The organism is Jiella soli, from assembly GCF_020615385.1.
Taxonomy (GTDB): domain Bacteria; phylum Pseudomonadota; class Alphaproteobacteria; order Rhizobiales; family Rhizobiaceae; genus VKMB-3413.
This window is the reverse complement of the sequence record NZ_JAJAVB010000002.1, coordinates 606,657-628,546: the sequence shown is the minus strand read 5'-3', so window position 1 is coordinate 628,546 and position 21,890 is coordinate 606,657. Positions and strand designations below refer to the sequence as shown.

The 21,890-nt window shown below is 68.6% G+C and carries 14 protein-coding genes; 7 read left to right on the top strand and 7 right to left on the bottom strand.

Annotation, left to right across the window (positions count from 1 at the left end; all coding sequences use genetic code 11):
* Nucleotides 1-16: 16 nt before the first annotated feature.
* The 7 genes from LH400_RS03225 to LH400_RS03195 all read left to right on the top strand — a co-directional run bounded on the left by LH400_RS03225 (nucleotide 17) and on the right by LH400_RS03195 (nucleotide 9,037).
* Entirely contained in the window at nucleotides 17-1,396 is a 1,380-nt protein-coding gene (locus LH400_RS03225) for an aromatic ring-hydroxylating oxygenase subunit alpha (RefSeq protein ID WP_229151192.1), read from the top strand.
* Nucleotides 1,393-2,664, top strand: coding sequence for a cystathionine gamma-synthase family protein (locus LH400_RS03220; RefSeq protein ID WP_229151191.1), 1,272 nt, complete (start codon nucleotides 1,393-1,395; stop codon nucleotides 2,662-2,664). Before LH400_RS03225 ends, LH400_RS03220 begins: the two co-directional genes overlap by 4 nt.
* Nucleotide 2,665: 1 nt before the next feature.
* A complete protein-coding gene (locus LH400_RS03215; RefSeq protein WP_229151190.1) occupies nucleotides 2,666-4,273 on the top strand; it encodes an FAD-dependent oxidoreductase in 1,608 nt (535 codons plus the stop codon).
* Nucleotides 4,274-4,283: 10 nt separating this feature from the next.
* Nucleotides 4,284-5,456 carry an NAD(P)/FAD-dependent oxidoreductase gene (locus LH400_RS03210; RefSeq protein ID WP_229151189.1) on the top strand — a complete coding sequence of 391 codons (1,173 nt, stop codon included), beginning with the start codon at nucleotides 4,284-4,286 and terminating at the stop codon, nucleotides 5,454-5,456.
* A 159-nt stretch (nucleotides 5,457-5,615) separates the two neighbouring features.
* Nucleotides 5,616-6,761 (top strand): NAD(P)/FAD-dependent oxidoreductase, encoded by a 1,146-nt coding sequence (locus LH400_RS03205; protein ID WP_229151188.1) that lies wholly within the window; start codon nucleotides 5,616-5,618, stop codon nucleotides 6,759-6,761.
* 407 nt (nucleotides 6,762-7,168) lie between these two features.
* A complete protein-coding gene (locus tag LH400_RS03200; RefSeq protein ID WP_229151187.1) occupies nucleotides 7,169-8,137 on the top strand; it encodes a fatty acid desaturase in 969 nt (322 codons plus the stop codon).
* Nucleotides 8,138-8,260: 123 nt separating this feature from the next.
* On the top strand, nucleotides 8,261-9,037 hold the full coding sequence (locus LH400_RS03195) for a phosphate/phosphite/phosphonate ABC transporter substrate-binding protein (RefSeq protein ID WP_229151186.1): 777 nt from the start codon (nucleotides 8,261-8,263) through the stop codon (nucleotides 9,035-9,037).
* Nucleotides 9,038-9,089: 52 nt separating this feature from the next.
* On the opposite strand, the gene LH400_RS03190 is transcribed toward LH400_RS03195, so the two are convergent.
* The 7 genes from LH400_RS03190 to LH400_RS03160 all read right to left on the bottom strand — a co-directional run bounded on the left by LH400_RS03190 (nucleotide 9,090) and on the right by LH400_RS03160 (nucleotide 21,823).
* A complete protein-coding gene (locus LH400_RS03190) occupies nucleotides 9,090-10,745 on the bottom strand; it encodes a M20/M25/M40 family metallo-hydrolase (protein WP_229151185.1) in 1,656 nt (551 codons plus the stop codon).
* Nucleotides 10,742-12,802, bottom strand: a complete 2,061-nt coding sequence (locus LH400_RS03185) for an ABC transporter ATP-binding protein (RefSeq protein WP_229151184.1) — start codon at nucleotides 12,800-12,802, stop codon at nucleotides 10,742-10,744. The genes LH400_RS03190 and LH400_RS03185 overlap by 4 nt, the downstream gene beginning before the upstream one ends.
* A complete protein-coding gene (locus LH400_RS03180; protein WP_229151183.1) occupies nucleotides 12,799-13,686 on the bottom strand; it encodes an ABC transporter permease in 888 nt (295 codons plus the stop codon). The genes LH400_RS03185 and LH400_RS03180 overlap by 4 nt, the downstream gene beginning before the upstream one ends.
* Nucleotides 13,683-14,648, bottom strand: coding sequence for an ABC transporter permease (locus LH400_RS03175; protein ID WP_370638316.1), 966 nt, complete (start codon nucleotides 14,646-14,648; stop codon nucleotides 13,683-13,685). The genes LH400_RS03180 and LH400_RS03175 overlap by 4 nt, the downstream gene beginning before the upstream one ends.
* A gap of 5 nt (nucleotides 14,649-14,653) precedes the next feature.
* Nucleotides 14,654-16,315: an ABC transporter substrate-binding protein gene (locus LH400_RS03170; protein ID WP_229151182.1), complete on the bottom strand. Its 1,662-nt coding sequence runs from the start codon at nucleotides 16,313-16,315 to the stop codon at nucleotides 14,654-14,656.
* A gap of 163 nt (nucleotides 16,316-16,478) precedes the next feature.
* Complete coding sequence (locus LH400_RS03165) at nucleotides 16,479-18,305, bottom strand: CHASE2 domain-containing protein (RefSeq protein WP_229151181.1); 1,827 nt, start codon at nucleotides 18,303-18,305, stop codon at nucleotides 16,479-16,481.
* Nucleotides 18,305-21,823, bottom strand: coding sequence for a FecR domain-containing protein (locus LH400_RS03160; RefSeq protein WP_229151180.1), 3,519 nt, complete (start codon nucleotides 21,821-21,823; stop codon nucleotides 18,305-18,307). Before LH400_RS03160 ends, LH400_RS03165 begins: the two co-directional genes overlap by 1 nt.
* Nucleotides 21,824-21,890: the final 67 nt, after the last annotated feature.

Below are 21,890 nucleotides of genomic sequence, written 5' to 3'. Positions count from 1 at the left end.
ATCCAGAGGAGGCACGATGCTCGACCTGTCCAACATCGCGGCAGTCTTCGCCCAGCGCAAGCCGGGTCACGCGCTGCCTCAGGCTCTCTACAACAGCCCCGACGTCCTCGCCTTCGATCTCGAGGCGATCTTCGGCCAGTCCTGGATCCTCGCCGGCTTCACCTGCGAGATCCCGCGGCCGCGCGGCACGCTGGCGCTGACGGTGGGCGCGTCTCCGGTGGTGATCACCAGGGATCGTGACGGCGAACTGAAGGCCTTCCACAATTCCTGCCGGCATCGCGGCGCCCAGGTCTGCGCCGACGGCGCCTCGGCCCGGGCCCGCCTGACCTGCCCCTATCATCAGTGGGTCTACGGCCTCGACGGCAAGCTCGTCCACGCCAAGAACATGCAGGAGAGCTTCGATCCCTCCCAGCATGGGCTGAAGCCGATTCATCTGGAGGAGGTCGCCGGCGCGATCTTCGTCTGCATGGCGGATCGCGCGCCTGCCTTCGACCGGTTCCGCGCGCATCTGGAGCCGCTGCTCGCCCCGCACCGGCTGAACGAGGCCAAGCTCGCCCACCAGAACACGCTGGTCGAGAAGGGCAACTGGAAGCTCGTGATGGAGAACGCCCGCGAGTGCTATCACTGCGCGGTCGGCCATCCCGAACTCGCACTCACCTTCCCGGTGGGCGAGGCGAGGGGCGACCACTTCGCCAAGGAGGGTGATCCCCGCCACGCGGCCTACGAAGCGCGGCTCGCCGCCTGCGGCCTTCAGAAGGGGCCCTATGACGGGCCGTGGTGGCAGGTCGAGCGCTTCCCCCTGCGCGAGGGCCAGGTGTCCCTGACAATGGACGGACAGCCGGCGGTAAAGAAGCTGATGATCGCCGGCGAGGAGCCGGATGTCGGCTCGCTGCGCTGGGCGATCGAGCCGCACTCGTTCTGCCATTCGACGGCGGACACGACCGTCTATTTCAGCGCGATGCCGACGGCGAGGAACGAGACGCTCGTCACCTGCAAATGGCTGGTCCATCAGGACGCGGTGGAAGGCGTCGACTACGATGTCGAGCGGCTGACCGATCTGTGGAACATCACCAACCGGCAGGACCGCGATCTCGTCGAGCTCAACCAGCGCGGCGTCAATTCGCTGGGCTATGAGCCCGGGCCCTATTGCGAAGACTCAGAATCCTACGTCATGCGCTTCACCGACTGGTATTGCGACAAGGCGCAGGACTTCATCGCGGCGCGCACCGGCCTCGATCTTCGGCCGAGGGCGATCAATGAGGTGCCGAGCTTGGCGGAGACATTCTCAAACGTCATTCCCTTCGTCTCGGATTCGCCGACGATGGCCGAGACCGCCGTCTCCGCCCTGGCGCTCGCCGACGTCGCTCCCCTCGAACAGCGCCCGGACGCGTTGTGAGCGACAATCCTTTGGAGGGGCATGAAGGCACAGGCCTCCATCCCGACACGCTCGCGGTCGGTTTCGGCTACGATCCCGCATCCGCCTATGGCGCGGTGAAGCCGCCGATCGTCCTATCCTCGACCTTCGCCTACCCGTCCGCGCAGGCGGCGAAGGAGGTCCATCAGGCGTATTTCGACGGTCCGTCGCCGGAGCGCGACGCGCCTTACATCTATGCAAGGCTCGACCATCCGAATCTGAAGCTCCTGCAGGCGCGGCTGGCGGTGCTCGACGGGGCCGAGGACGCGGCCGCCTTCTCCTCCGGCATGGCGGCGATCTCGGCGGTGATGCTTGCCCATCTGAAGCCGGGCGACAGCGTCCTCCACACGACGCCGCTCTATGGCGGCACGCACGGCCTCCTCTATGGCCCGCTCGCCGGACTGGGCATAAGGGCCTTTCCGATCGCCGACGCGCTCAGTGAGAAGAGCGTCGAGGCGGCGGCGGAGACCGCGCTGAAGCACGGCCCGATCGGACTGATCCATATCGAATCGCCCGCCAATCCGACGGCCGGCATCGCCGACATCGCGATGCTCGCGGCCTTCGCCGGCGAGGTGGGCAAGCGCCAGGACAAGCGGCCGGTCGTCTCCGTCGACAACACTTTCCTCGGCTCGCTCCTGCAAAAGCCCCTGAAGCACGGCGCCGATCTCTGCATCACCTCGCTGACCAAATATGCCGGCGGGCATTCGGACCTTCTCGGCGGTGCGCTCACCGGCTCCGTCGCACGCGTCGGGCCGATCCGGATGCTGCGGACGCTGCTCGGCACGCATATGGACCCGTTCACGTCCTGGCTCCTCCTCCGTTCGCTCGAAACCTTCCCGCTGCGCAACGCCCGCGCCAACGCGAACGCGGCGACGATCGCCGCTTTCCTGCGCGATCATCCGAAGGTGGAGGCGGTCACCTATCTCGGCTTCCTGGCAGAGGGATCGCCGGCAAGGGCCGTCTACGATCGCCAGTGCGGCGGGGCGGGCTCGACCTTCTCCTTCCGGATCCGTGGCGGCGAGCGGCAGGCCTTCGCCATGCTCGACCGGCTGAAGGTGTTCCGCATGGCGGTCAGCCTCGGCGGGACCGAGAGCCTGATTTGCCATTCGGCCACGACCACGCATTATCTGGTTCCGCCGGACATCCGCCGGGAGGTCGGTGTCGACGATTCCTCGCTGAGGATCTCCGTCGGCATCGAGCATCCCGACGATCTCGTCGCCGACCTCGCTCAGGCCCTGGACGCATTCTGACATGACCGACGTGACACTGCCGCCCCCGGACCGGTTCTCGATCGCGGGAAAGCTCCAGCCTCCGGCCGAACATGTCGCCCTGCTCGTCGTCGGGGCCGGCGCCGCCGGCTGCGCGGCTTCCATCGAGGCGGCCAGGGCGGGCGTCTCGGTCATGCTGGTCGACGAGAACCCGGTCTCGGCCGGCCTCGTCGGCATGGACGTGCCGTTCTATTTCGGCGGGCGCGCGACCAATGCGGTTCAGGCGCCGGAGCGCCTGGTGGAGCAGGTTCTCGAGACGAACGCGGGGCTGGCCGAGGCCTTCGAGGCGGGCGTCGACGTCAGGCTGTCGACCAGCGTCTGGGGGACCTGGGTGAAGGGGCCCGGCCTCAACGGCCTCTCGTCCGGCCTTGCCGGGCTGGCGGACGAGACGAAGAGCTGGATGGTCGGCTTCGACCGGCTGATCATTGCCACCGGCGCGCGCGATCTCAATTTCACCTTCGCCGGCTCCGATCAGCCGGGTGTGATGGGAGCGCAGGGCTTTCATGCGCTTGCCGCGCGCTACAACGCCTTCGCCGGGCGCCGCCTCGTCATCGTCGGCTCGGGCGGTCTGGCGCTGGGCACGGCCGAATTTGCGCGGTCGCGCGGGCTGGACGTCGCGGCGCTGGTCGAGGTCCGGGACGAACCGCAAGGTCCGGCCGAACGGGTCGCGGTGCTGCGGGAGGGCGGCGTCGAGATCCTCACCGGCCATGTGCCGCTCGCGGCGAAAGGGAATGCCGACGGCGTCGCAAGCCTCGTCGTTGCCGACCGGGACGATGCCGATCGGCGGCGCGAAATCGCCTGCGACACGGTGGTCATGGCGGTCGGCACCGTGCCGGCGATCGAGCTTCTCGACGTTCTCGGTGCCAGGCGCGAGATGGCGCCGGAGCGTGGCGGTCATGTTCCTGTGGTGGACGAACATGGCGCGACCTCGCTCGCCGAGGTCTTCGTTGCCGGCGATTGCGCCGGGCTCGGCGGCGACGCCGAGACCTCGGGCAGGCGGGCAGGGCAGGCGGCGCTTCGCTCCCTGGGGCAGGGGGGCGAGATGGATGCGGTCGGATGTCCGCCGGCGGCGGCCGGGCGGCCGGCGGAAAGCGAGGGCCTCGTCTATCCGCTCGACTGGGCCCGCGCGCTGCTCCAGACCGGTGGCGAGGATGTCCTCGCCTGCATCTGCGAGGACGTGACCCGCGGCGATCTCCTCGGCGTCAGGCCGCCGCGATATCTCGACTGGCGCTCCAATTCGATCGCAAGGCGCGATTTGACGACGCTCGCCGGGGAGGGTCCCGTCAATCCCGACCAGATGAAGCGGCTCACCCGCGTCTGCATGGGCGCCTGCCAGGCCCGGCGCTGCCGCGAGCAGGTGGCGCTGGTGATGGCGATCGGCGCGGATGTCGCGCCGGAGACGGTGCCGCTCGCCGGCTACCGTGCACCGGTGCGCCCGCTGCCGCTGTCGGTCCTCGCCGATTGGGAGGAGGGCGCCGAGATGGATGCCGGCTGGAACGTCTGGTTCGGCATCGCGACCCAGTGGATCGGCTATGAGGACATCGGCACCGAACGCGAGGCCGAGCAGCTTCGCGCCGGCATGCCCTATTGAGGAGCGGGTGATGAGCGAGACGGGAACTTCGGTCGTCATCGTCGGCGGCGGCGTCACCGGGCTTTCCGCGGCCTGGTGGCTGGCGCGCTCCGGGGTCGACGTCACCGTCGTCGAAAAGGGCATCGTCGGCTTCGAGGCTTCGGGGCGCAACGGCGGCGGCTGCACGCATTACCAGAGCCCGCTGTTCCACGAGGAGCAGCGGCTGTGGCCGCAGATGGATGAACTCCTCGGCTATCCGACGGAGTATCGGCGCGGCCGCATCATCTTCCAGGTCGACCCGCGCAAGGAACGCTTCCACGAAGGGCTCGGCCTGCGCCTGCCGAAAGGCTACGACTGGGAGGTTCTGGATCCCCGGCAGGTGCGCGACCTCGTGCCGCTGGCCGGCGACAACGTCGTCTCGGGCGTGCGCCTCCATTTCGGTGGCCACGCCAATCCGCAGCGCACCAGCCAGGCCTATGCCTGGGCGGCGCAGGACCTCGGCGTGAAGATCCTGCAGCACACCGCCGTCTCCGGCATCGCGACCGCCGGCGGCCGCGTGACGGGCGTCGAGACCGCGCAAGGGACGATCGGCTGCGACGCGCTTGTCGTCGCCGCCGGCCCGCAGACGGGCAAGCTCCTCGGCATGCTCGGCCACGACCTGCCGATGGCGCCGGCGAGGGCCGAGATGATCGTCACCGAGCCTCTGGCGATGATGCCATTCACCGGCGTCGACGGCCACGGGCTCTATGGCCGCCAGACCCTGCGCGGCAATCTCGCCTATGGCGGCGGCCCGCACGAATGGATGGACGAGGTGCCCTTCGATCGCGAGCCGCCGCGTCCGTCCGGCAGCGTCACCCGAAACCTTGCACGCCGCGTCGCCGAACTCCTGCCCAAGGCGGCTCATGCGCGCGTCATCCGCTCCTGGGCCGGCGTGATCGAGAACACGCCGGACGGCCGGCCGGTGATCGAACGGCTGGCCTCGCCCGACAATGTCACGGTCGCGACCATGTCCAGCGTCGGCTTCGGCCTCTCGCCGGCCTCGGGCCATGCGATCCGGGACCTCGTGATCGACGGGACTTGCAGCTTCGCGGATCTGTCCAAGCTGTCGCTGAAGCGGTTCGCGGGCCTGCGCGCGGACTGGCGCGAGCACCTGAACTGGCTGCCGCCGCAGCCCTCCGCCACGGTCGCAATCCCGCCGCTTTGACGCGACCGGGCAAAAGGGCGCCCGTCTTCTCCCCTGGGAAGAAGACGAAGTAGCGACAGTGTCGCCCTCTGCTGCAGTGGGCGTTGCGATAATCTGAATGCGGCCAGACGGCCGAACGCCGATCCCGCGATCCCATCCGAAAGCAGAAAGCACCCGCCCATGTCCCATTCCCGCGGTCACGTCATCGTCGTCGGTGCCGGCATAGCAGGCCTCTCCACCGCCTGGGCGCTGATGCGCCGCGGCTTCAAGGTCTCGGTCTTCGAACAGGGGCCGATCCCCAATCCGCGCGCTACCTCCTATGACGAGCACCGCATCACCCGGCATGCCTACGGCACGCTCGAGGGCTACGCCTATCTGATGCCCCGCGCCTTCGCGCTGTATGAAGAGATGTTCAAGGACATCGGCGCGCGGCATTTCGCGCCGGGCAGCGTCGTCTACTTCCTGCGCGACGACGTCGACTGGTTCGAGCCGGTGTCGCGCTCGATGGCGGCGCTGGGCAAGGGCATGCACGAGATTCCGCTCGGCGCGGTGCCGGATCGCTTCCCGATGATCGAGACGAAGAGCCTCGCCCGCTGCGTCGAGACGGAGGAGGGCGGCATGCTCTTCCCGATCCGCATCCTGACGGACCTCACCGTCTTTCTCGGCAATGCCGGCGTCTCCTTCCACGCCGATGCGCGGGTGAGCGACGTCGATCCGGAGGCCGGCACGCTGGTGGCGAACGGCGAGATCCACCGCGCCGACCGGATCGTAATCGCCGCCGGGGCCTGGGTGAACAAGATCACGCCTGTGGTCGCCGACGCGGTGATCCCGTCGCGGCAGGCGGTGATGTATCTGTCGCCGCCGGCGGAATATGTGGAGGCATGGAAGAGCGTGCCGGTGCTGATCGATCTCGGCACCGAGAGCGGCACCTATACGCTGCCGCCGAGGATGGGCACGCGGCTGAAGGTCGGTGATCACGTCTTCACCCGGTCGGGCGATGCCGACGGCGACCGCATCGCGACCGAGGCCGACGTCGCCAGGCTGAACCGTGCCGCGCGGCTCGCCTATCGGTATTTCGACCGCTACCAGGTGCTGGAGAAGAAGATCTGCTTCTACACCGTGACCCGCGACCCCAGCGAGGAGTTCCAGGTCAAGCCCTGGGGGCGGAAGGCCTGGGTGGTCAGCGCCTGTTCCGGCCATGGCTTCAAGCTCGGCCCGCTGATCGGCGACGGCGTCGCCGCGGCAATTGCCGGAGAGCGCTCGGACGGGGACACGGTGCGGCTGGCCGCCGGCCGGATGAGCCTTGACGAGGCGCGTGCGCTTTAGCCGGCGTGGGCGTGAGGGCGGCCGAACTCCGACAATCGGCCGCAGGCCGGCGGCGTGCAAGTCGGCTGGGCGAGGGTCGTGCGGCTTCGGCCTCCGTCGTGGCGCACATCGATGACCGCTCAAATCGTCTCCCTCGTTCCCGGCAATGGAAGCAGGCACTCCCTCCGCCTTTCGCGTGATTGGCGGAGACGACCAGGGCGAGAAAGAGACTGTCGGCACCGGCGGGCCAACCATGGGCCTCCACGTCAATGCGGCCGGCCAGCCTCCTTCCTCAATTCCACCGCAAGCGAATATTTCCACATTGGATGATTTTAATCATCAGAAAGGGAGTTCCGTCGACAAACTCCATCACGGCTTGTTGAAGTGCGGAATTGTCAGCCGGCTACCTTTGCTGGATTCTTGGGCGCATGAGCGCATCGCCCCGAATCGCAGCAGAACCCCTTCGTCGTGAACGTCGGACCGTCGAATGGCCGACCCTTGCCCTGGCCGTCGCCATCTACGGCGGCTGGGCCGCGCTGACATTCTTCCATCATTTGATCCCGCTGGTCGTCCTGATCCCTGCCGCGGCCTGGGTCATCGCTTGGCATGGCTCGCTGCAGCACGAGATCATCCACGGACATCCCACAGTCTGGCGCAGCCTCAACCGGGCGCTCGGCTTCGTCCCCCTTTCGCTGTGGATCCCGTTTGCGCGCTACCGCACGCTTCACCTTTGCCATCACCGCGACGAGCGGCTGACCGATCCGCTCGACGACCCCGAATCCTACTATTGGACCGAGGCGGACTGGGCCCGGCTCGGCCCTCTCGGCCAAGCGCTGGTGCGGGCTCAGACCTGCCTCGCCGGGCGGCTGGTGATCGGCCCGGCCTGGTCGATCTCGCGGTTTCTCTGGACCGAAGCCCAAGCGGTCTGGTCGGGCGACCGTGTCGCGCGGTCGATCTGGGCGCGGCATCTCCTCGGCGTGGCCGTGGTCCTCGTCTGGCTGTGGAGCGTCTGCGGCCTCTCGCCGCTCGCCTATTTCGCGATCTTCGTCTATCCGGGCACCGCGCTGCTCCTGATCCGCTCCTTCGCCGAGCACAAGGCCGAGGGCGATGTCGCCAAGCGGACGGCCGTGGTCGAGGATTCGCCCGTTCTGGCGCTCCTCTTCCTCAACAACAATCTCCACGCCGCCCATCACGCGCATCCGACGCTGCCCTGGTACCGCCTGCCGGACTGGTATCGCGAGAACCGGACGGCGCTCATCGGCGCCAATGGCGGGCTGCTCTACAAGGGCTATCGCGACGTCTTCCGCCGCTTCTTCCTCGCCCCGCACGACCGGCCGGCGCATCCACTCGGACGCGCGCCGGACAGCGCGCCCGGCGGCGGCGAGGCTCCGGCCTGACGGACGTGCGTCCGGCGCGGGCGTCGCAGAGGCTCGGCGATCATCGACCCGCCGGGCTGAACGGCCGGCCAGCTGCAGTGAGCCTGTGACATGACGCGCGTCGCCAGTCTAGGAATGTACGACATGCCCTGGCTTGGCTGGGCGAACGACGCGCTGTGGACCGGCATCGCGCGGCGGCTTTCGGATGGCGAGATGCCGGATGTTCCCTCCGCGCTCGACCGCACGCGGCCGCTGCTGGAGATCTGGCGCGATCCGGCGCTGCTTCTTGCCCAGACCTGCGGCTATCCTCTGACGACCGCGCTTCAGGGCGTCGTGGAGCCGGTCGCCGCTCCGGCCTATGCTTGGCCCGGCTGCGAGGGAGCCACGCATTGCAGCGTGATCGTCGTCGCGGCCGGATCGGCTTACGACGCGCTCGAGGAGTTGCGTGGCAGCCGCGTTGCGATGAACGGACGGGACTCCAATTCCGGCATGAACCTGTTGCGCCTCACCGTCGCGCCGCTGGCTCGGGACGGACGCTTCTTCGGTGACGTCATCGAGACCGGCAGCCATCTTTCGAGCCTCGACCATGTTTCGCGGGGGGAGGCGGATGTCGCAGCGATCGACTGCGTCACCTTCGCTCTCGTCCGGCAGCACCGGCCGGATCTGGTCGCGGGCGTGCGTGCGCTTGCGGAGACGGCCAGGAGCCCGGCGCTGCCCTTCGTGACGCGCGCGGGGGCGCCGGCATCGAAGAGCGCGGCGCTGAGACATGCGCTGGCTGTAGCGATCGCCGATCCCGAACTTGCCCAGGCGGTCACGGCGCTGGGGCTTACGGGCGTGGAGCCGGTGACGGTGGAAGACTATGCCGTCGTGCTGCGTTACGAGCGCGAAGCGGCGGCGGCCGGATATCCCAATCTTTCCTGAGGGTTGGATCTCTCGTCGATCGCGCGCTCACCGACGAGAGTGCGGCTGTGCGTCAGCCGTCGTCATTCGTCTGGAAGAGGTGATGCACGGTGCGCTCGATGAGCGCCGGCAGCACCGAGAAGCCGTAGCCTGTGTGCAGCCGCTCGAGCTTCTGGTGAAACTCGCGCCCCCATGGTCCGATGTTGATCACCGGGAAGGTCAGGAGATCGGCGGCCGGCCGGTCGACGAAGGCCGGCGAGGGCGTGTTCGCGGCAATGAGGTCCAGGCCCGCCGCGCGGTGGCCGAGGAAGCTCATGTCAGAAATGCCGGAGAAATAGTGGCGGAGGCCGATCGAGCAGCCGTATTCCGCGCCGATTTCGTCGGCAGCGGCCCGGGCTGCGGCCTGTAGTCGTCGATCTTCCAGAACGTCCGGGTCGAGATGCACGGCGGGATAATGCAGGCCCGCAAAACCGATCACCACCACCGGGCCCTCGATGCCGGTCCGGCGCGCAAGCGCGTCGACGAGCGGTGGCGTCGCCGCGAAAGGGTTGTCGTCGTCCCCGTCCGGCGGCATCGGTCCGCCGGCAGCCGTGTCGGGCCGTGCCGCCGCGAGGTCGCGCAGCGCCGCGAAGGTCAGGACCTTCGGCGGGTAGACGGCGGGAGGCGCATCCGGAAAGGCGGCGGCGAGGGCGGCATATCGCGCGATCGCGCGCTCCATCGCCGCCGCGACCGCGGTCTCGAACAGGGCGAAGACCTCGGCCGGCGTGCGGCGCTGGGAGAGGATGTTGAAGGCGAGCCAGAGCCGGTCCGGCATGGTCACGTCGTAGCGCTCGCGAAAGTCGGCGAGGCTGAGGCAGACCGGCGGCGCGCTCCATTCGCCCTCGACGCTCTCCGCCATGGCGACGTTCGCCTCGATCTCGCGGAGGATCTCCGCCGCGATCAGGCTGGCGCTGAGGCCTTCGAAGGGATAGCCGGCATGTGCCGGACGGCCGACGACATAGGCGAAGGGCAGGAGCTTGCCGACCGATCCGAGGAAGATCGCGCGGCCGGCCGAGCCGTCGTGAAGATCGCTCGTCGCGTCGAGGTTGATCGCGCCGACGATGTCGAGATCCCAGTCCCGCGCCAGCGCCGGAAGGGCATCGCGGACGGAGCGCATGCCGCGCGAGCGGTTCTCCTCGTCGGGCGTCGCGATCAGGAGGAGGTTGCCGTCCGCCACGCCATTCTTGGCGAAGGCTTCGAGCACGGCGATGCCGGCGGCGATGCCGCTCTTCATGTCGAGGATGCCGCGGCCGGGCAGGAAGTCTTCGCCGGCAAGATCCTGTGCAGCGAGGCGCTCGGCGTCGGTTTCGGTGCCTGCGAGTTCTGCGCGCAGGGCCTCCCGGAGCGAAAGTGGATCGCAGGCGAGCGGGGCGAGCGCTCCGTAGTTCTCGATGCCGACCGTGTCGAAGTGACCTGCGAGGACCAGCGTCCGCCGGCCGCGCCCACGCACCAGCGCGGCCACGCTGGAGCAGCCGGGAAGGCCGGTGGCGGGGATCAGCCGGAGCCGGTCAGTCCGGTCGCGGAAGCATGGCAGCTCGGCCAGGAACTCAAGCAAAAGGGGCCCGAAGGCAGCTTCGTCCGAGCTCCCCGTAACGCTCGGCCAGGCGACGAGACGGAGTGTGATCTCGCGGATGCGTTCGGCGAACCCGCCCGCCCCGGACCCGGCGCTGCCGGCTTCTGCCGATGTCATGATGAGAGGCTCTCCTGCGGCGCGGCACGCTCCGCCTCGCGTCCCCGCCCGAGCTTCTCCCGCGGCAAATGGCAGCGGATGGCGTGGCCGAACTCGTCGCTCGCCAGCGGCGGCTCCTCGGTCTCGCAGACCGGGCCGAACTTCCTGGGGCAGCGGGTGTTGAAGACGCAGCCGGACGGGGGGTCGACCGGGCTCGGGATCTGGCCTTCGAGACGGATCCGCTCGCCGCGCTCGCCGGTGACCGTCGGCGCCGCCGACAGGAGCGCTTCGGTATAGGGGTGATGCGGGCCCTTGAGGACGCTCATTGCCGGCCCGATCTCCATCAGACGGCCGAGATACATCACCGCGATCCGGTCCGACAGATGCCTGACGACGCCGAGATCGTGCGAGATCAGGATGTAGCTCACCTGCCGCTCGGCCTGGAGCTCGGTCAGGAGGTTGAGGATCGCCGACTGCACGGATACGTCGAGCGCCGAGGTCGGCTCGTCGCAGACGATGACGCGGGGATCGGCGGCAAAGGCCCTTGCGACGGCGACGCGCTGCTTCATGCCGCCGGAGAGCTGCCGGGGCTTGGCCGGCAGTTGGCGCGGGGTGAGACGCACGGCCTCCAGGAGCTTCTTCACTTGGCTGTCGCGGGCTTTTCCGGAAATGCCGGCCAGCCGTTCCACCGCCCGGCCGATGAGATGCTTGACCGTGTGGGCGCGGTTGAGCGCCGAATCGGGGTTCTGGAAGACGATCTGGATCGCCTTCACCGCCTCGCGCGGCCGATCGTGGACGCTTGCCGCAATCTCCGTCCCGTCGAGTGCGATCCGGCCGCCCTTGTCATGCTCGACGAGGCCGAGCACGACATTGGCGAGCGTCGACTTGCCGGAGCCGGATTCGCCGACGAGGCCGAGCGTCTCGCCGGGGGCAAGGGTGAGGGAAACATCGCGCAGGGCGTAGACATGCCGGTTGCCCGGCAGGTCGTAGGTCTTCGAGAGGGATTCGAGCCTCAGCACCGGTTCGACGTTCGGGCCCCGCTCCGGCGTGTTGACCGGCGGCACCTCGCTCATGCGTGGGAGCTCGTCGACCCGGTCGTGGAAGTGGCAGCGGCTGCCGCGGCCTGCGCCGACATCGTAGAGCGGCGGCGCATCCACGCGGCAGCGCTCCTCTACGAGGCCGCAGCGCGGCGCGAAGACGCAGCCCTGCCGGATCGAACCCGGCACCGGGGGGAAGCCCGGTATGTTGTCGAGCGCGGCGCCGCCCTTGAAGCCCGCCCGTGGCAGGCAGCGCAGGAGCCCCGCAGTATAGGGATGGCGCGGGTCGGCGAAGAGCTCCCGTGCCGGGCCTTCCTCGACCAGCTTGCCGGCATAGAGCACGCCGACGCGGCTGCACAGCGAGGCGACGGCGGCGAGATTGTGGCTGATGAACAGGATCGAGGCGCCGAACTCCTGGCGCAGCGTGTCGACGAGGTCGAGCACCTCGGCCTCGATCGTCGCGTCGAGGCCGGTCGTCGGCTCGTCGAGGATGAGCAGGGCCGGGTCCTTCGCCAGCGCCATGGCGATGACGACGCGCTGCTGCATGCCGCCGGACAATTCGTGCGGAAAGCTCGCCATGACGCGGGCAGGATCGGAAATGCGGACCCGCCCGAGCATCGCTTCGCCGCGCTCCTTCGCCTCGGCGCGCGAGGCGCCCAGAACCTCGAAGACCTCCGCCATCTGCCGGCCGACGGTGAGCGAGGGGTTGAGCGCCTTGCCCGGGTCCTGGAAGACCATGGCGACGTCCTTGGAGCGCATCTGCCGCAGTGCCGTGGCGCCGAGTTCCATCACGTCCTTGCCGGCGACGCGGACATGGCCGCCGGAGATCCGGCCGTTTGGCGGCAGGACGCGCTGAAGCGCCAGCGCGACCGTCGACTTGCCGGAGCCCGATTCCCCGACGAGACCATAGGCTTCGCCGCGGGCGATCTTGAGGTTGACGTCGGACAGGACCGGCAGGTCGCGGCCCCGGACGGTGTAGGAGACGCTGAGATCGTCGAGCTCGAGGACGGCGTCGGAGACGGCGCGCTTCGTGTCGGTCATTCGGCAACCGCCCTCTGCAGGCCTTCGGCGACGAGATTGACCCCGACGACGAGCGAGGCGGTGGCGACGGTCGCCGGCACCACCGTCCACCAGAAGCCGCCGACGAGGACGCCGTAATTCTCGGCGATGGCGAGGCCCCAGTCGGGCGAGGGCGGCTGCACGCCGAAGCCGAGGAAGGAGAGCGAGGCGATGGTGAAGATGGCATAGCCGAGCCTAACCGTCGCCTCGACGATGATCGGCGGCCAGATGTTCGGCAGGATCTCGACGAACATGATGTGGATGGCGCCTTCGCCCCGGACGGCGGCCGCCGGCACATAGTCGAGATGGCGCTCCGACAGGACCGCGGCACGCACGGTGCGGGCGACGAGCGGGGTGAAGACGAGGCCGACGACGACGACGACCGTCGGTGTCGAGGGCCCGAGCGCGACGAGGACGAGCAGGGCGACGATGATCAGGGGTAGCGACAGGAGCACCTCGATCAGGCGGCCGATGACCGCGTCGACCCAGCCGCCGAAATAGCCCATGACGAGGCCGACAACCGTGCCGAGCGTGGTCCCGAGCAGCGTCGCGAGTGGCGCGATGGTGAGAATGTCGCGCGCGCCGACGAGGACGCGGGAGAAGACGTCGCGGCCGATCTGGTCGGTGCCGAACCAGTGCTCGGCCGAGGGCGGCGCAAGCGTGTTGAGGAGATCGTCGGCGAGCGGATTGTAGGGCACGAAGGCGGGCGCGAAGGCCGCGCAGAACGCCCAGAAGGCGACGATCGCGAGGCCGACCAGGAAGGCCGGGCTGCGCAGGAGGATCCCGAGGGTCGAGCGCTCCTTGCGGATTGGGGGGGCGGGCGCCGCGCCCTCGGCGGGCTCTTTGGTCTCGGCGGCGGCGCTCATTGGCCGAGCTCCGCCCTGAGACGCGGATTGAGCATGACCGTGATGAGGTCCGCCACGAGCGTCGCCAGGATGAAGAAGGCGCCGATGGTCAGGATACCGGCCTGCAGCATGGCGAAGTCCTTGGCCTTGGCGGCACCCAGCACGAGATTGCCGATGCCCTGGTAGCGGAACAGCGTCTCGACGACGACGAGACCGCCCAGCGCATAGCCGGTCTGGGCGGCGATGACGGTGATGGTCGGCACCAGCGCGTTGCGCAGGACATGGCGCGTCAGCACGGTCCGCCACGGCAGGCCCTTGAGGATCGCCGTGCGGGTGTAGTCGGAGGACAGCGCCTCGACCGTGCCGGCGCGTGCCATGCGGGCGATGTAGCCGAAGAGAACGATGACCAGCGGCAGTGCCGGCAGGATCAGGTATTTCAGCTGGACGAGCGGGCCGGCGCCCTCCGGCCAGGTCGCCGAGAGCGGCAGCCAGCGCAGGATGACGGCGAAGACGAGGATCAGCGCGATGGCCGAGACGAATTCGGGAATTACCGTCAGGGAGAGGCTCGCCACCGAGAGGACGCGGTCGAGCGGTTTGCCGGCGTTGAGCGCGGCGATCACGCCGGCGCCGACGCCGAGCGGCACGACGATCAGGAAGATCACCCCGACGAGCTTCAGCGAGCGGAGGAGCGCGTCGCCGACGAAGGGCGCGACCGGCGCCCGGTAGGCATAGGATTCTCCCATGTCCCCCTGCAGCATGCCGCCGACCCAGGAGAAATAGACCTCGACCGGCGGTCTGTCGGCGCCGAGTTCGGCATTGAGTGCGGCGACCGCTCGCGCATCGGCGAGCGGACCGAGGATGGCCCGGCCCGGATCACCGGGCAGGACCTGTGCTCCCAAGAAGACGACGATGCTGACCAGCCACAAGGTGAGGAGGCTGAGGCCCAGCCGACGCAGCAGGAAGCGTAGGAATGCCGACTGCACCAGCGTCAGCCGACCGTCGCATCCTTGAGGAAGAGCTGGCCCATCGCCGTCGGCTGGACGCCGGAGACGTTCGGGGCGGTGGCGGTCAGCCAGTTGTAGAAATAGGGGAAGATGATTGGCGTCTCGTCGAGGAGGAGGCGCTGGATCTTGCCGGCCGCGTCCTTCTGCGCATCGAGATCGAGGGCGGCGACGTAGGTCTCGACCAGTTTGTCGTATTCGACGTTCTGGAAGTTGGCCGCGTTCCAAGTGCCGTCGCTCTTCAGGGGCGCGGTCAGGAAGACGTTGGGAATGCCGCGATGGCCGTAGTCGGTCATGCCGAACTCGGAATCCAGCCAGTCCGACTTGCCGGGGACGGCATCGCCGTAATAGGCGCCGGGATCCTCGATCTTCAGCGAGACGTTGATGCCGATCTCGGCGGCGGCGTTCTTGATCAGGCTCGCCAGCGCCGGCAGTTCCTGGATCTGCATCGTGGTGAAGGTGGTGTCGAAGCCGGACGTGCCGGCATCCGCCATCAGCTGCTTGGCCTTCTCGATGTTCTTGGCGCGCTGCTCGACCGTCGGATCGGTGGACGGGAAGACCGGCGCGAAGGGCGAATCATTGCCGATGTCGGCCATGCCGCGGAACAGGCCCTGGATCAGGCGCGGACGATCGAGCGTCAGCGCCATGGCCTGGCGCACGCGCTTGTCGGCGAAGGGGCCGGACTGGCACTTCATGTGGATCTGGCGATGCGCGTTGGAGCGCAGCTCCAGGATCTTCACCGCCGGATTGTTGAACAGGCTCTGCGAGCCCTGCACCGTCACCTGCTGGATGACGTCGACCTGGCCGCCGAGAAGGGCGAGCACCTGCGGCTGCTGATCGGCGTAGAAGCTCATCTCGATCCGGTCGAGCTTTGGCGCGCCGCCCCAATAGTCCGGGTTCTTCACGAAGGTCGCGCCGACCTTCGGCGTGTACTTCTCCAGCTTGAACGGACCTGTGCCGTTCATCTCCGCCTCGAAGTCGCCGGAATAGTCGGCCGGCACGATGATCGCGTTGTAATTGTCCGAGGAGAGATAATAGGGGAAATTGCCGTTCGGCGCGTCGAGATGGAAGGCGACCGTGTGGTCGTCGACCTTCTTCGTTCCGCCCTTCGACAGGACGCCCTTGAAGGCCGAGAGCGCGTTGGAGCCGTTGGCGGGGTCGGCGAGGCGCTCGATCGAGGCGACGACGTCGTCCGCCGTCATGGTGCGGCCGTCGTGGAACTTGACGTCGTCGCGCAGCTTGAAGGTCCAGACCGTGCCGTCCTCATTGGGCGACCATTCGGTGGCGAGCATCGGCTTCAACGTCAGGTCCGGGCCGTCCAGGACCAGGAAGTCGCCGACCTGCTGCAGCACGAGAAGACCGTATTGATCGGCCACCGTCACCGGATCGATCTTGCCGGGAGGGGCGATCAGCGCGATGCGGATGGTGCCGCCGGGCGTGCCACCCTGCGCCATCGCGCTGCCGATCGGGTCGAAGCCGGCGTATTTCAGCGCGCCGGCCATGACCGACAGCGACAGGCCGACCCGGGCGCCGTGCCGCAGGAAATCGCGACGGCCGAGCCGGCCGGCCAGGAGTTCGTCGATCACGTGGTTCTCGAGATCGCTGCGGCCGAGCCGGATGCGTCCGAAATTCCTGATGAAGCGCGACATGGCGGCGTCCCCCGTCTGTTGAATGGAACAGATACAATCAAGTTTTCACCCGAAGGGGAAGGGCCGACGACCATCGCGTTCGGCTGGCGGCAAGGGCCGCGCGCGCGCCGCGGATCCGCAGCGGAGCGGATCCGACGTTGAATGGGCCGAAGCCGGAGGGTGCCTATGCCTTCGCTCGCGCCGCGACACGCGGCGGCGCTGCATCTCCGGCCGTCACCGTATAGACCGGCTCCGTGCCGCTGCGGCCCTTCACGGCGATCCGGTCGACCAGAACCGGGTCGAATCGCGCCCGCACGATCTCGGCGGTGGTTGCCCCGAGCAGCAGCGGGACGCCGCAGGGCTTGGACGCCGATTCCAGCCGGGAAGCGTAGTTCACCGCATCGCCGAGCACCGAATAGTCGAACCGCCGCGCCGAACCCATGTTTCCGACGACGCAGACGCCGGTGTTGATCCCGACGCCGATCGCGAGCTTCGGCGCGGCGTCCCCCATCTCCGCGGCAAGCTCCGCGTTGAGCCGGTCGAGCGCAGCGAGCATGTCGAGCCCGGCCTCGACCGCGTGGACGGCATGGTCGGGATCGTCGAGCGGCGCGTTCCAGAAGGCCATGATGCAGTCGCCGATGAACTTGTCGATCGTGCCGCCGCGCTCGAGAACGGCTTCGGAGAGCGGCGTGAGCAGGCGGTTGATCAGCGCCGTCAGGCGCTCCGGCTCGTCCTTCATCGATTCGGCGAGCGCGGTGAAGTTGCGGATGTCGCTGAACAGGATGGTCAGCTCGCGCTTCTCGCCGCCGAGCTTCAGGGCCGACGGGTCCTGCGCGAGGCGCGCCACCAGGGCGGGTGCCAGATAATGGCCGAAGGCGCGGGTCACCTCGCGCCGCATCCGCCGCTCCTCGGTGATGTCGCGGGCGCCGAGCGGCGCGAGCACGGCCGCAATGGCGATCGCGGGCGCGAGCGGCGGCAGGAAGACCTTGAACAGGTCGAGCGCGACGAGGCTGAGCACGAAGACGGCGAGGACGAGGCCGATCCCGGCGATGAGGGTGCCGAGCCCGGCCGGCCGCCACGCCGCGAGCCCGGCAAGGATGGCAGAGGCGCATGCGAGAAGGCCCGTCGCCCACGGGCCGGACCAGACGATGAAGAGATGGTGGCGCAGATTGTCGAGGATCGTCGCCTGCATCTCGACACCCGGCACGAGCATGCCCGTGCGCGAGGTGAAGGAGGTGGCGAAGCTGTCGGCGCCGCCGGTCTGCGCACTCACCGCCATCTGCAGGCTGCGGCCGACGAAGACGATCTTGTCCTTGAGGAAGTCCGGCGGCAGGAAGGCGTCCGGTTCAAGCGCCTGATAGTAGGAAATGGTGCGATAGCTGCGGGCCGGGCCGAAGGGCTGGATCAGGAGGTTTCGGGTCAGGCCGGACAGGTCGGTCGCCGGCTCGGCCGTCTTCAGCACCTGCGCCGCGAACCCATCCTCCCATGGCGGGATCCGGCGCAGCACGTTGTCGCCGTCGAGAACCACCGAGGCGAGGCCGACGCCGGCCCCGCGTTCCACGAAGGCGGGCAGCGGATCGGTGCGCACCATCTGCAGCGCCTGCGGCGTCTCGATGACGCTCTGGTCGGCGGCGAGCACGGTGTCGGGACCGAGCGCTTCGGCGAGCGCGGCGTCCGCGTCCGGCGTGGAGGCCTCGGCGAAGACGAGGTCGAGGCCGATCGCCTTTGCCCCCGCCGCGCGCAGGGAGCGGACGAGCCCGGCGTGCAGGTCGCGCGGCCAGGGCCATTGCAGCCCGAGTTCGGCAAAGGACGGCTCGTCGATCGCGACGATCACGACGTCGTCCGCGCCGATTTCGGCGAGCTCGGGCGGGGACAGGGTGACGAAGGCGTCGAAGATCCGCGTCTCGGCGAGCCGGAAGGCGGGCCAGACGCTCAAGGCGATGCCGAGGCAAGCGGCGAGAAGGACAAGCCCCGCCGTTTCGGCAAGCCGCCGCCGCCATTTGCCGGCCATCAGAAGCGCGCCGTGAACGTCGCGCGGACCGTGCGCTGGGCGATCGGCACCAGCGGCGCCGCCTCGACCGCTTCGTCGAAGACGTTGTAGACGCCGAAGTCGACAGCCAGCCGCCGGTCCGGCGTCTCCCAGCCGCCGAAGACGTCGGTGACAAATGCCGCGTCCAGCCTGACGCCGTCGATATTGGAAGACCGCTCGCCGAGATAGGTCTCGGCCGCGGTCAATCGCAGCCGGCTTGGATCGACATAGGTCAGTGCCAGCCGGCCGGTGTAGTCCGGCACGAAGGGCAGGGCGCCCTCGGTCCCGGCCTCATTACCGCTCGACCAGGTCCGCGCCACCGTCGCCGAGGCGCCGAGCCCGCCGCCGATCCAAAGGTTCGCGGTGAAGGCCAGGCGGTCGAGCGTCGCCTCGGAAATGTCGACCGTGTCGATGTAAGTCGGCACGGCCAGCGACAGGCCGCGCACGTCCTGATGCTGGTAGTCGACCGCCGAGAACAGGAAGGGCGTCCATTCGCTGTCCCAATGGAGGATGGCCGTGTCGACCCGGTCGGTACCCTGCGGCAGGGCGTTCGCCCTGAGGCCGACCACGCCGACGGGCGCCAGCGTATCGCTGTCCTCGCCCGGCCGCTGGCGCAGGAAGGCGGCGCGCAGCCATTGGCCGTCGACCGGCATGATTGCGGCCCCGACCCGCGGATCGAAATGGGTTTCCTCGTCGCCGGGAACGTTCGACCGGGTGGCGAAGACGGCGCCCTCGAACTTCAGGGAGGGCGAGACCTCGTAAAGCCCGTCGATCCAGGCGCGCCCGACATCGCTTCGGGTGGTGGCGGTCTCGTCGAGAAGGACCGACGGTTCGCCGAAGACGTCGGCGACGACGCTCTGGGTCGCGGTCTGCCAGGTGCGGCCGAACTCGCCGCCATAGTCGAGGGTGAGCGGTCCCCATCCGACCGTATGGGCGACGCTGAGCTTCAGATGGTCCACATCGCCGTCGTTCGAATAGCTGGCCGGAAAGACGCCGAAGATCGGGTCCGTCCGCTCGGCATCCGTCGACGACCTGCCGATAGCGCCGAAGACGGCTGCGTTGAGGACGTTGTGATAGGCGAAGGTGTGGCTCCAGCCGACGAAGCCGGTGAAGCTGCGATTCTCCGCGCGATCGAAATAGGTCTCGGACTGCGGCTCGACGGCGAGGTCGCCGATCCCCCAATTGCCGACGCCGAAGCCGACGATGCGGTCATAGGCGGTCGGCTGGAAGCCGAAGCCGAGCGTCGCCGTGAGCGTGCGTTCCATCTGGTCGGCATAGTGCGGCGAGCGGAAGTCGATATCGACGGACGCCAGCAGCGAATAGGGCAGCGGATCGTAGCCGAGCGACTGGAAGGAGGCCCCGCCGATTCCGCCCCAGTCGCCATCCATGAACGACGCGCCGCCGGTCAGCGTCGCCTCGGTGAAAGGCGTCTGGACGAAGGCCGGGCGCAGGTCGGAGCTCGCCAGCGACATCGGATCGAGAAGCAGACCCCGGGCGAGCAGCGAGAACACCGTCGCATTCGCCTCGGTCTCGACATTGGGAACCTGGTCGGCGCGATCGACGAGGATCTGCGGCGCGCTGCCGGTGATCGCCTGGTCGAAATACCCACCTGAATCGAAGGGATCGAAGACGACGTCGCTCCAGTACCGGCCCCAGGCGTCGAGCGACAGGAAGCGGTAGACGCTGCCGAGGACGGAGCCGTATTCGCGGGTCGACTGGATCGAGGCATAGTCGCCGCCCCGGGCTCGCGTGCGCTTCACCGATTCCTGCGCGAAGCGGATCGCCTCGTCCGCTTCGTACTGGTCGATCGCGAGGGCGGCCCGGTACTGCGCGGTCACCGGGTCGTTCGGATCGATCCGGTCGGCGTTTCCGAAAGCCTGCTTGGCGAGGTCGATCTCGCCGCGCGCCGCATGGGCGACGCCGAGCGCGAGAAGGCCGTTGGCGAAGGCGGGATTGGCGGTCGTCGCCCTGAGAAAGCTTTCGAGCGCCTTGTCGTCGTCGCCGGAAAGAATCTGCTCCCGGCCGCGGGCGAAATAGCCGATCTCGAAGGAGGGATCGGCGGCGAAGGCGGCCTCGACGACGGCCCGCGCTTCCGCGACGCGGCCCTGGTCGAGCAGCATGATGGCGTAGTTCGCCTTGGCGACCGGATCTTCCGGATCGAGCGCGATCGCCCTCTTCAAGGCGAATTCGGCTTCGCGATCCGCGCCCCGATCGCTCTGGATGAGGCCAAGTTCGTTCCACAGGTCGGCATCGCCGGGGGCAAGCTTCAGGGCGGCCTCGATGTCAGCGAGCGCGCCGGCGCTGTCCCAGACGACGTTCGCCCGGTAGGTCGCCCGCGCCGCAAGCGCGTAGGGGCTGTCCGGCTCGAGCGCCATCGCCCTTTGCATCGCGGTTTCGGCCGTGCGGAAATCGCTCGCGGCGAATGCCAGCTGCGACAGCAGGGACTGGTACAGCGCGCTGTCGTGGAAGCGCGGCTCGGCCCGCTTCATCAGCGCGACCGCTTCCTTGGGCGATTGTAGGAAGGCGGCGGTGACGGCCTCGCCGATCACCGACATCCGGTTTTCCTGCTCGGGACGCGGCGGCGCGATGGCATGCTGAGGCTCGGCGAGCGAACGCGAGAAATAGATCTGGTAGGCGGTGGCCGTCCTCTGCTCGCCCTGAAGATGCGGCAATGCTTTTTCGAACAGACGGACCGCCTCGTCATACCTTCCCGCCGAACCCGCGATCATCGCCTCGATCCGCGTCAGCCGCGCGTCCTGCGAGACCGTCAGCTTTGCCCGGCGGGCTTCCGCGAGCGCTGCGATTGCCGCCTCGCGTCCGTCGCGATCGATCGCGATCTCGGCGGCAAGGACCCGGTCTTCCGCCGACCGCATCGCCGGCGCGATGGTTTCGAGGCGCTGCCGCTGCCTCTGGACCTCGGCATTGCGGATAAGCAGCGTCGGAAACTCGGACAGCACCTCCCGCAGCGACAGATTGACCAGCATCTGCTCGCGCAGATCGCTGGCGACGATGACGATCTTCTGCGGCGCCGAGCCGAGCGTCGCGGCCGCCGCCTCGCCCTGGCGCACGGTGAGCGAGCCCTGCGGATTGCTGAACTCGACCGCCCCGTCGAGGACGGTCAGCGAAGTCCGGTCGCCGTCGACGCGCATCGTCCAGTCCGTGCCGCGGATGGCCGCCGTCGCCGCCGCCGTCTCGACATAGACGCCGGTTCCACCCCTGGCGGCGCGCGCGAAGATCTGGCCGGACTGGAGGACGAGCCGCGTATCGCCGTTGGCGACGCGTTCCTTCACCACCAGCGTCGAATTGCGGCCGACCCGGATCTGCGTCTGGTCGGAAAAGAGGATCGCGATCTGGCCGCTGGGATTGGTGCGGATGACGTCGCCGGACTTGACGTCCTGCAGGACTTCGAGCCCGCGCCACTGCGGCGTTTCGACGAATTCTATCTCCTCGCCGAGCCGGGTCGAGATGACCGAGCCGGCGGCAGGCGCGTTGCGCGGCACGGGATCAGCCCTTGCGGCGGACAGGGACAGGACGGCCGCAAGGGAAACTGCCGATAAGCGTGCAATC

What these genes read in the sequence shown, in the direction of transcription:
- LH400_RS03210 (WP_229151189.1), top strand. Translation starts at nt 4,284, where the DNA reads ATGAGCGAGACGGGAACTTCGGTCGTCATCGTCGGCGGCGGCGTCACC.
- LH400_RS03205 (WP_229151188.1), top strand. Translation starts at nt 5,616, where the DNA reads ATGTCCCATTCCCGCGGTCACGTCATCGTCGTCGGTGCCGGCATAGCA.
- LH400_RS03165 (WP_229151181.1), bottom strand. Translation starts at nt 18,305, where the DNA reads ATGGCCGGCAAATGGCGGCGGCGGCTTGCCGAAACGGCGGGGCTTGTC.
- LH400_RS03195 (WP_229151186.1), top strand. Translation starts at nt 8,261, where the DNA reads ATGCCCTGGCTTGGCTGGGCGAACGACGCGCTGTGGACCGGCATCGCG.
- LH400_RS03180 (WP_229151183.1), bottom strand. Translation starts at nt 13,686, where the DNA reads ATGAGCGCCGCCGCCGAGACCAAAGAGCCCGCCGAGGGCGCGGCGCCC.
- LH400_RS03225 (WP_229151192.1), top strand. Translation starts at nt 17, where the DNA reads ATGCTCGACCTGTCCAACATCGCGGCAGTCTTCGCCCAGCGCAAGCCG.
- LH400_RS03215 (WP_229151190.1), top strand. Translation starts at nt 2,666, where the DNA reads ATGACCGACGTGACACTGCCGCCCCCGGACCGGTTCTCGATCGCGGGA.
- LH400_RS03170 (WP_229151182.1), bottom strand. Translation starts at nt 16,315, where the DNA reads ATGTCGCGCTTCATCAGGAATTTCGGACGCATCCGGCTCGGCCGCAGC.
- LH400_RS03185 (WP_229151184.1), bottom strand. Translation starts at nt 12,802, where the DNA reads ATGACCGACACGAAGCGCGCCGTCTCCGACGCCGTCCTCGAGCTCGAC.
- LH400_RS03200 (WP_229151187.1), top strand. Translation starts at nt 7,169, where the DNA reads ATGAGCGCATCGCCCCGAATCGCAGCAGAACCCCTTCGTCGTGAACGT.
- LH400_RS03190 (WP_229151185.1), bottom strand. Translation starts at nt 10,745, where the DNA reads ATGACATCGGCAGAAGCCGGCAGCGCCGGGTCCGGGGCGGGCGGGTTC.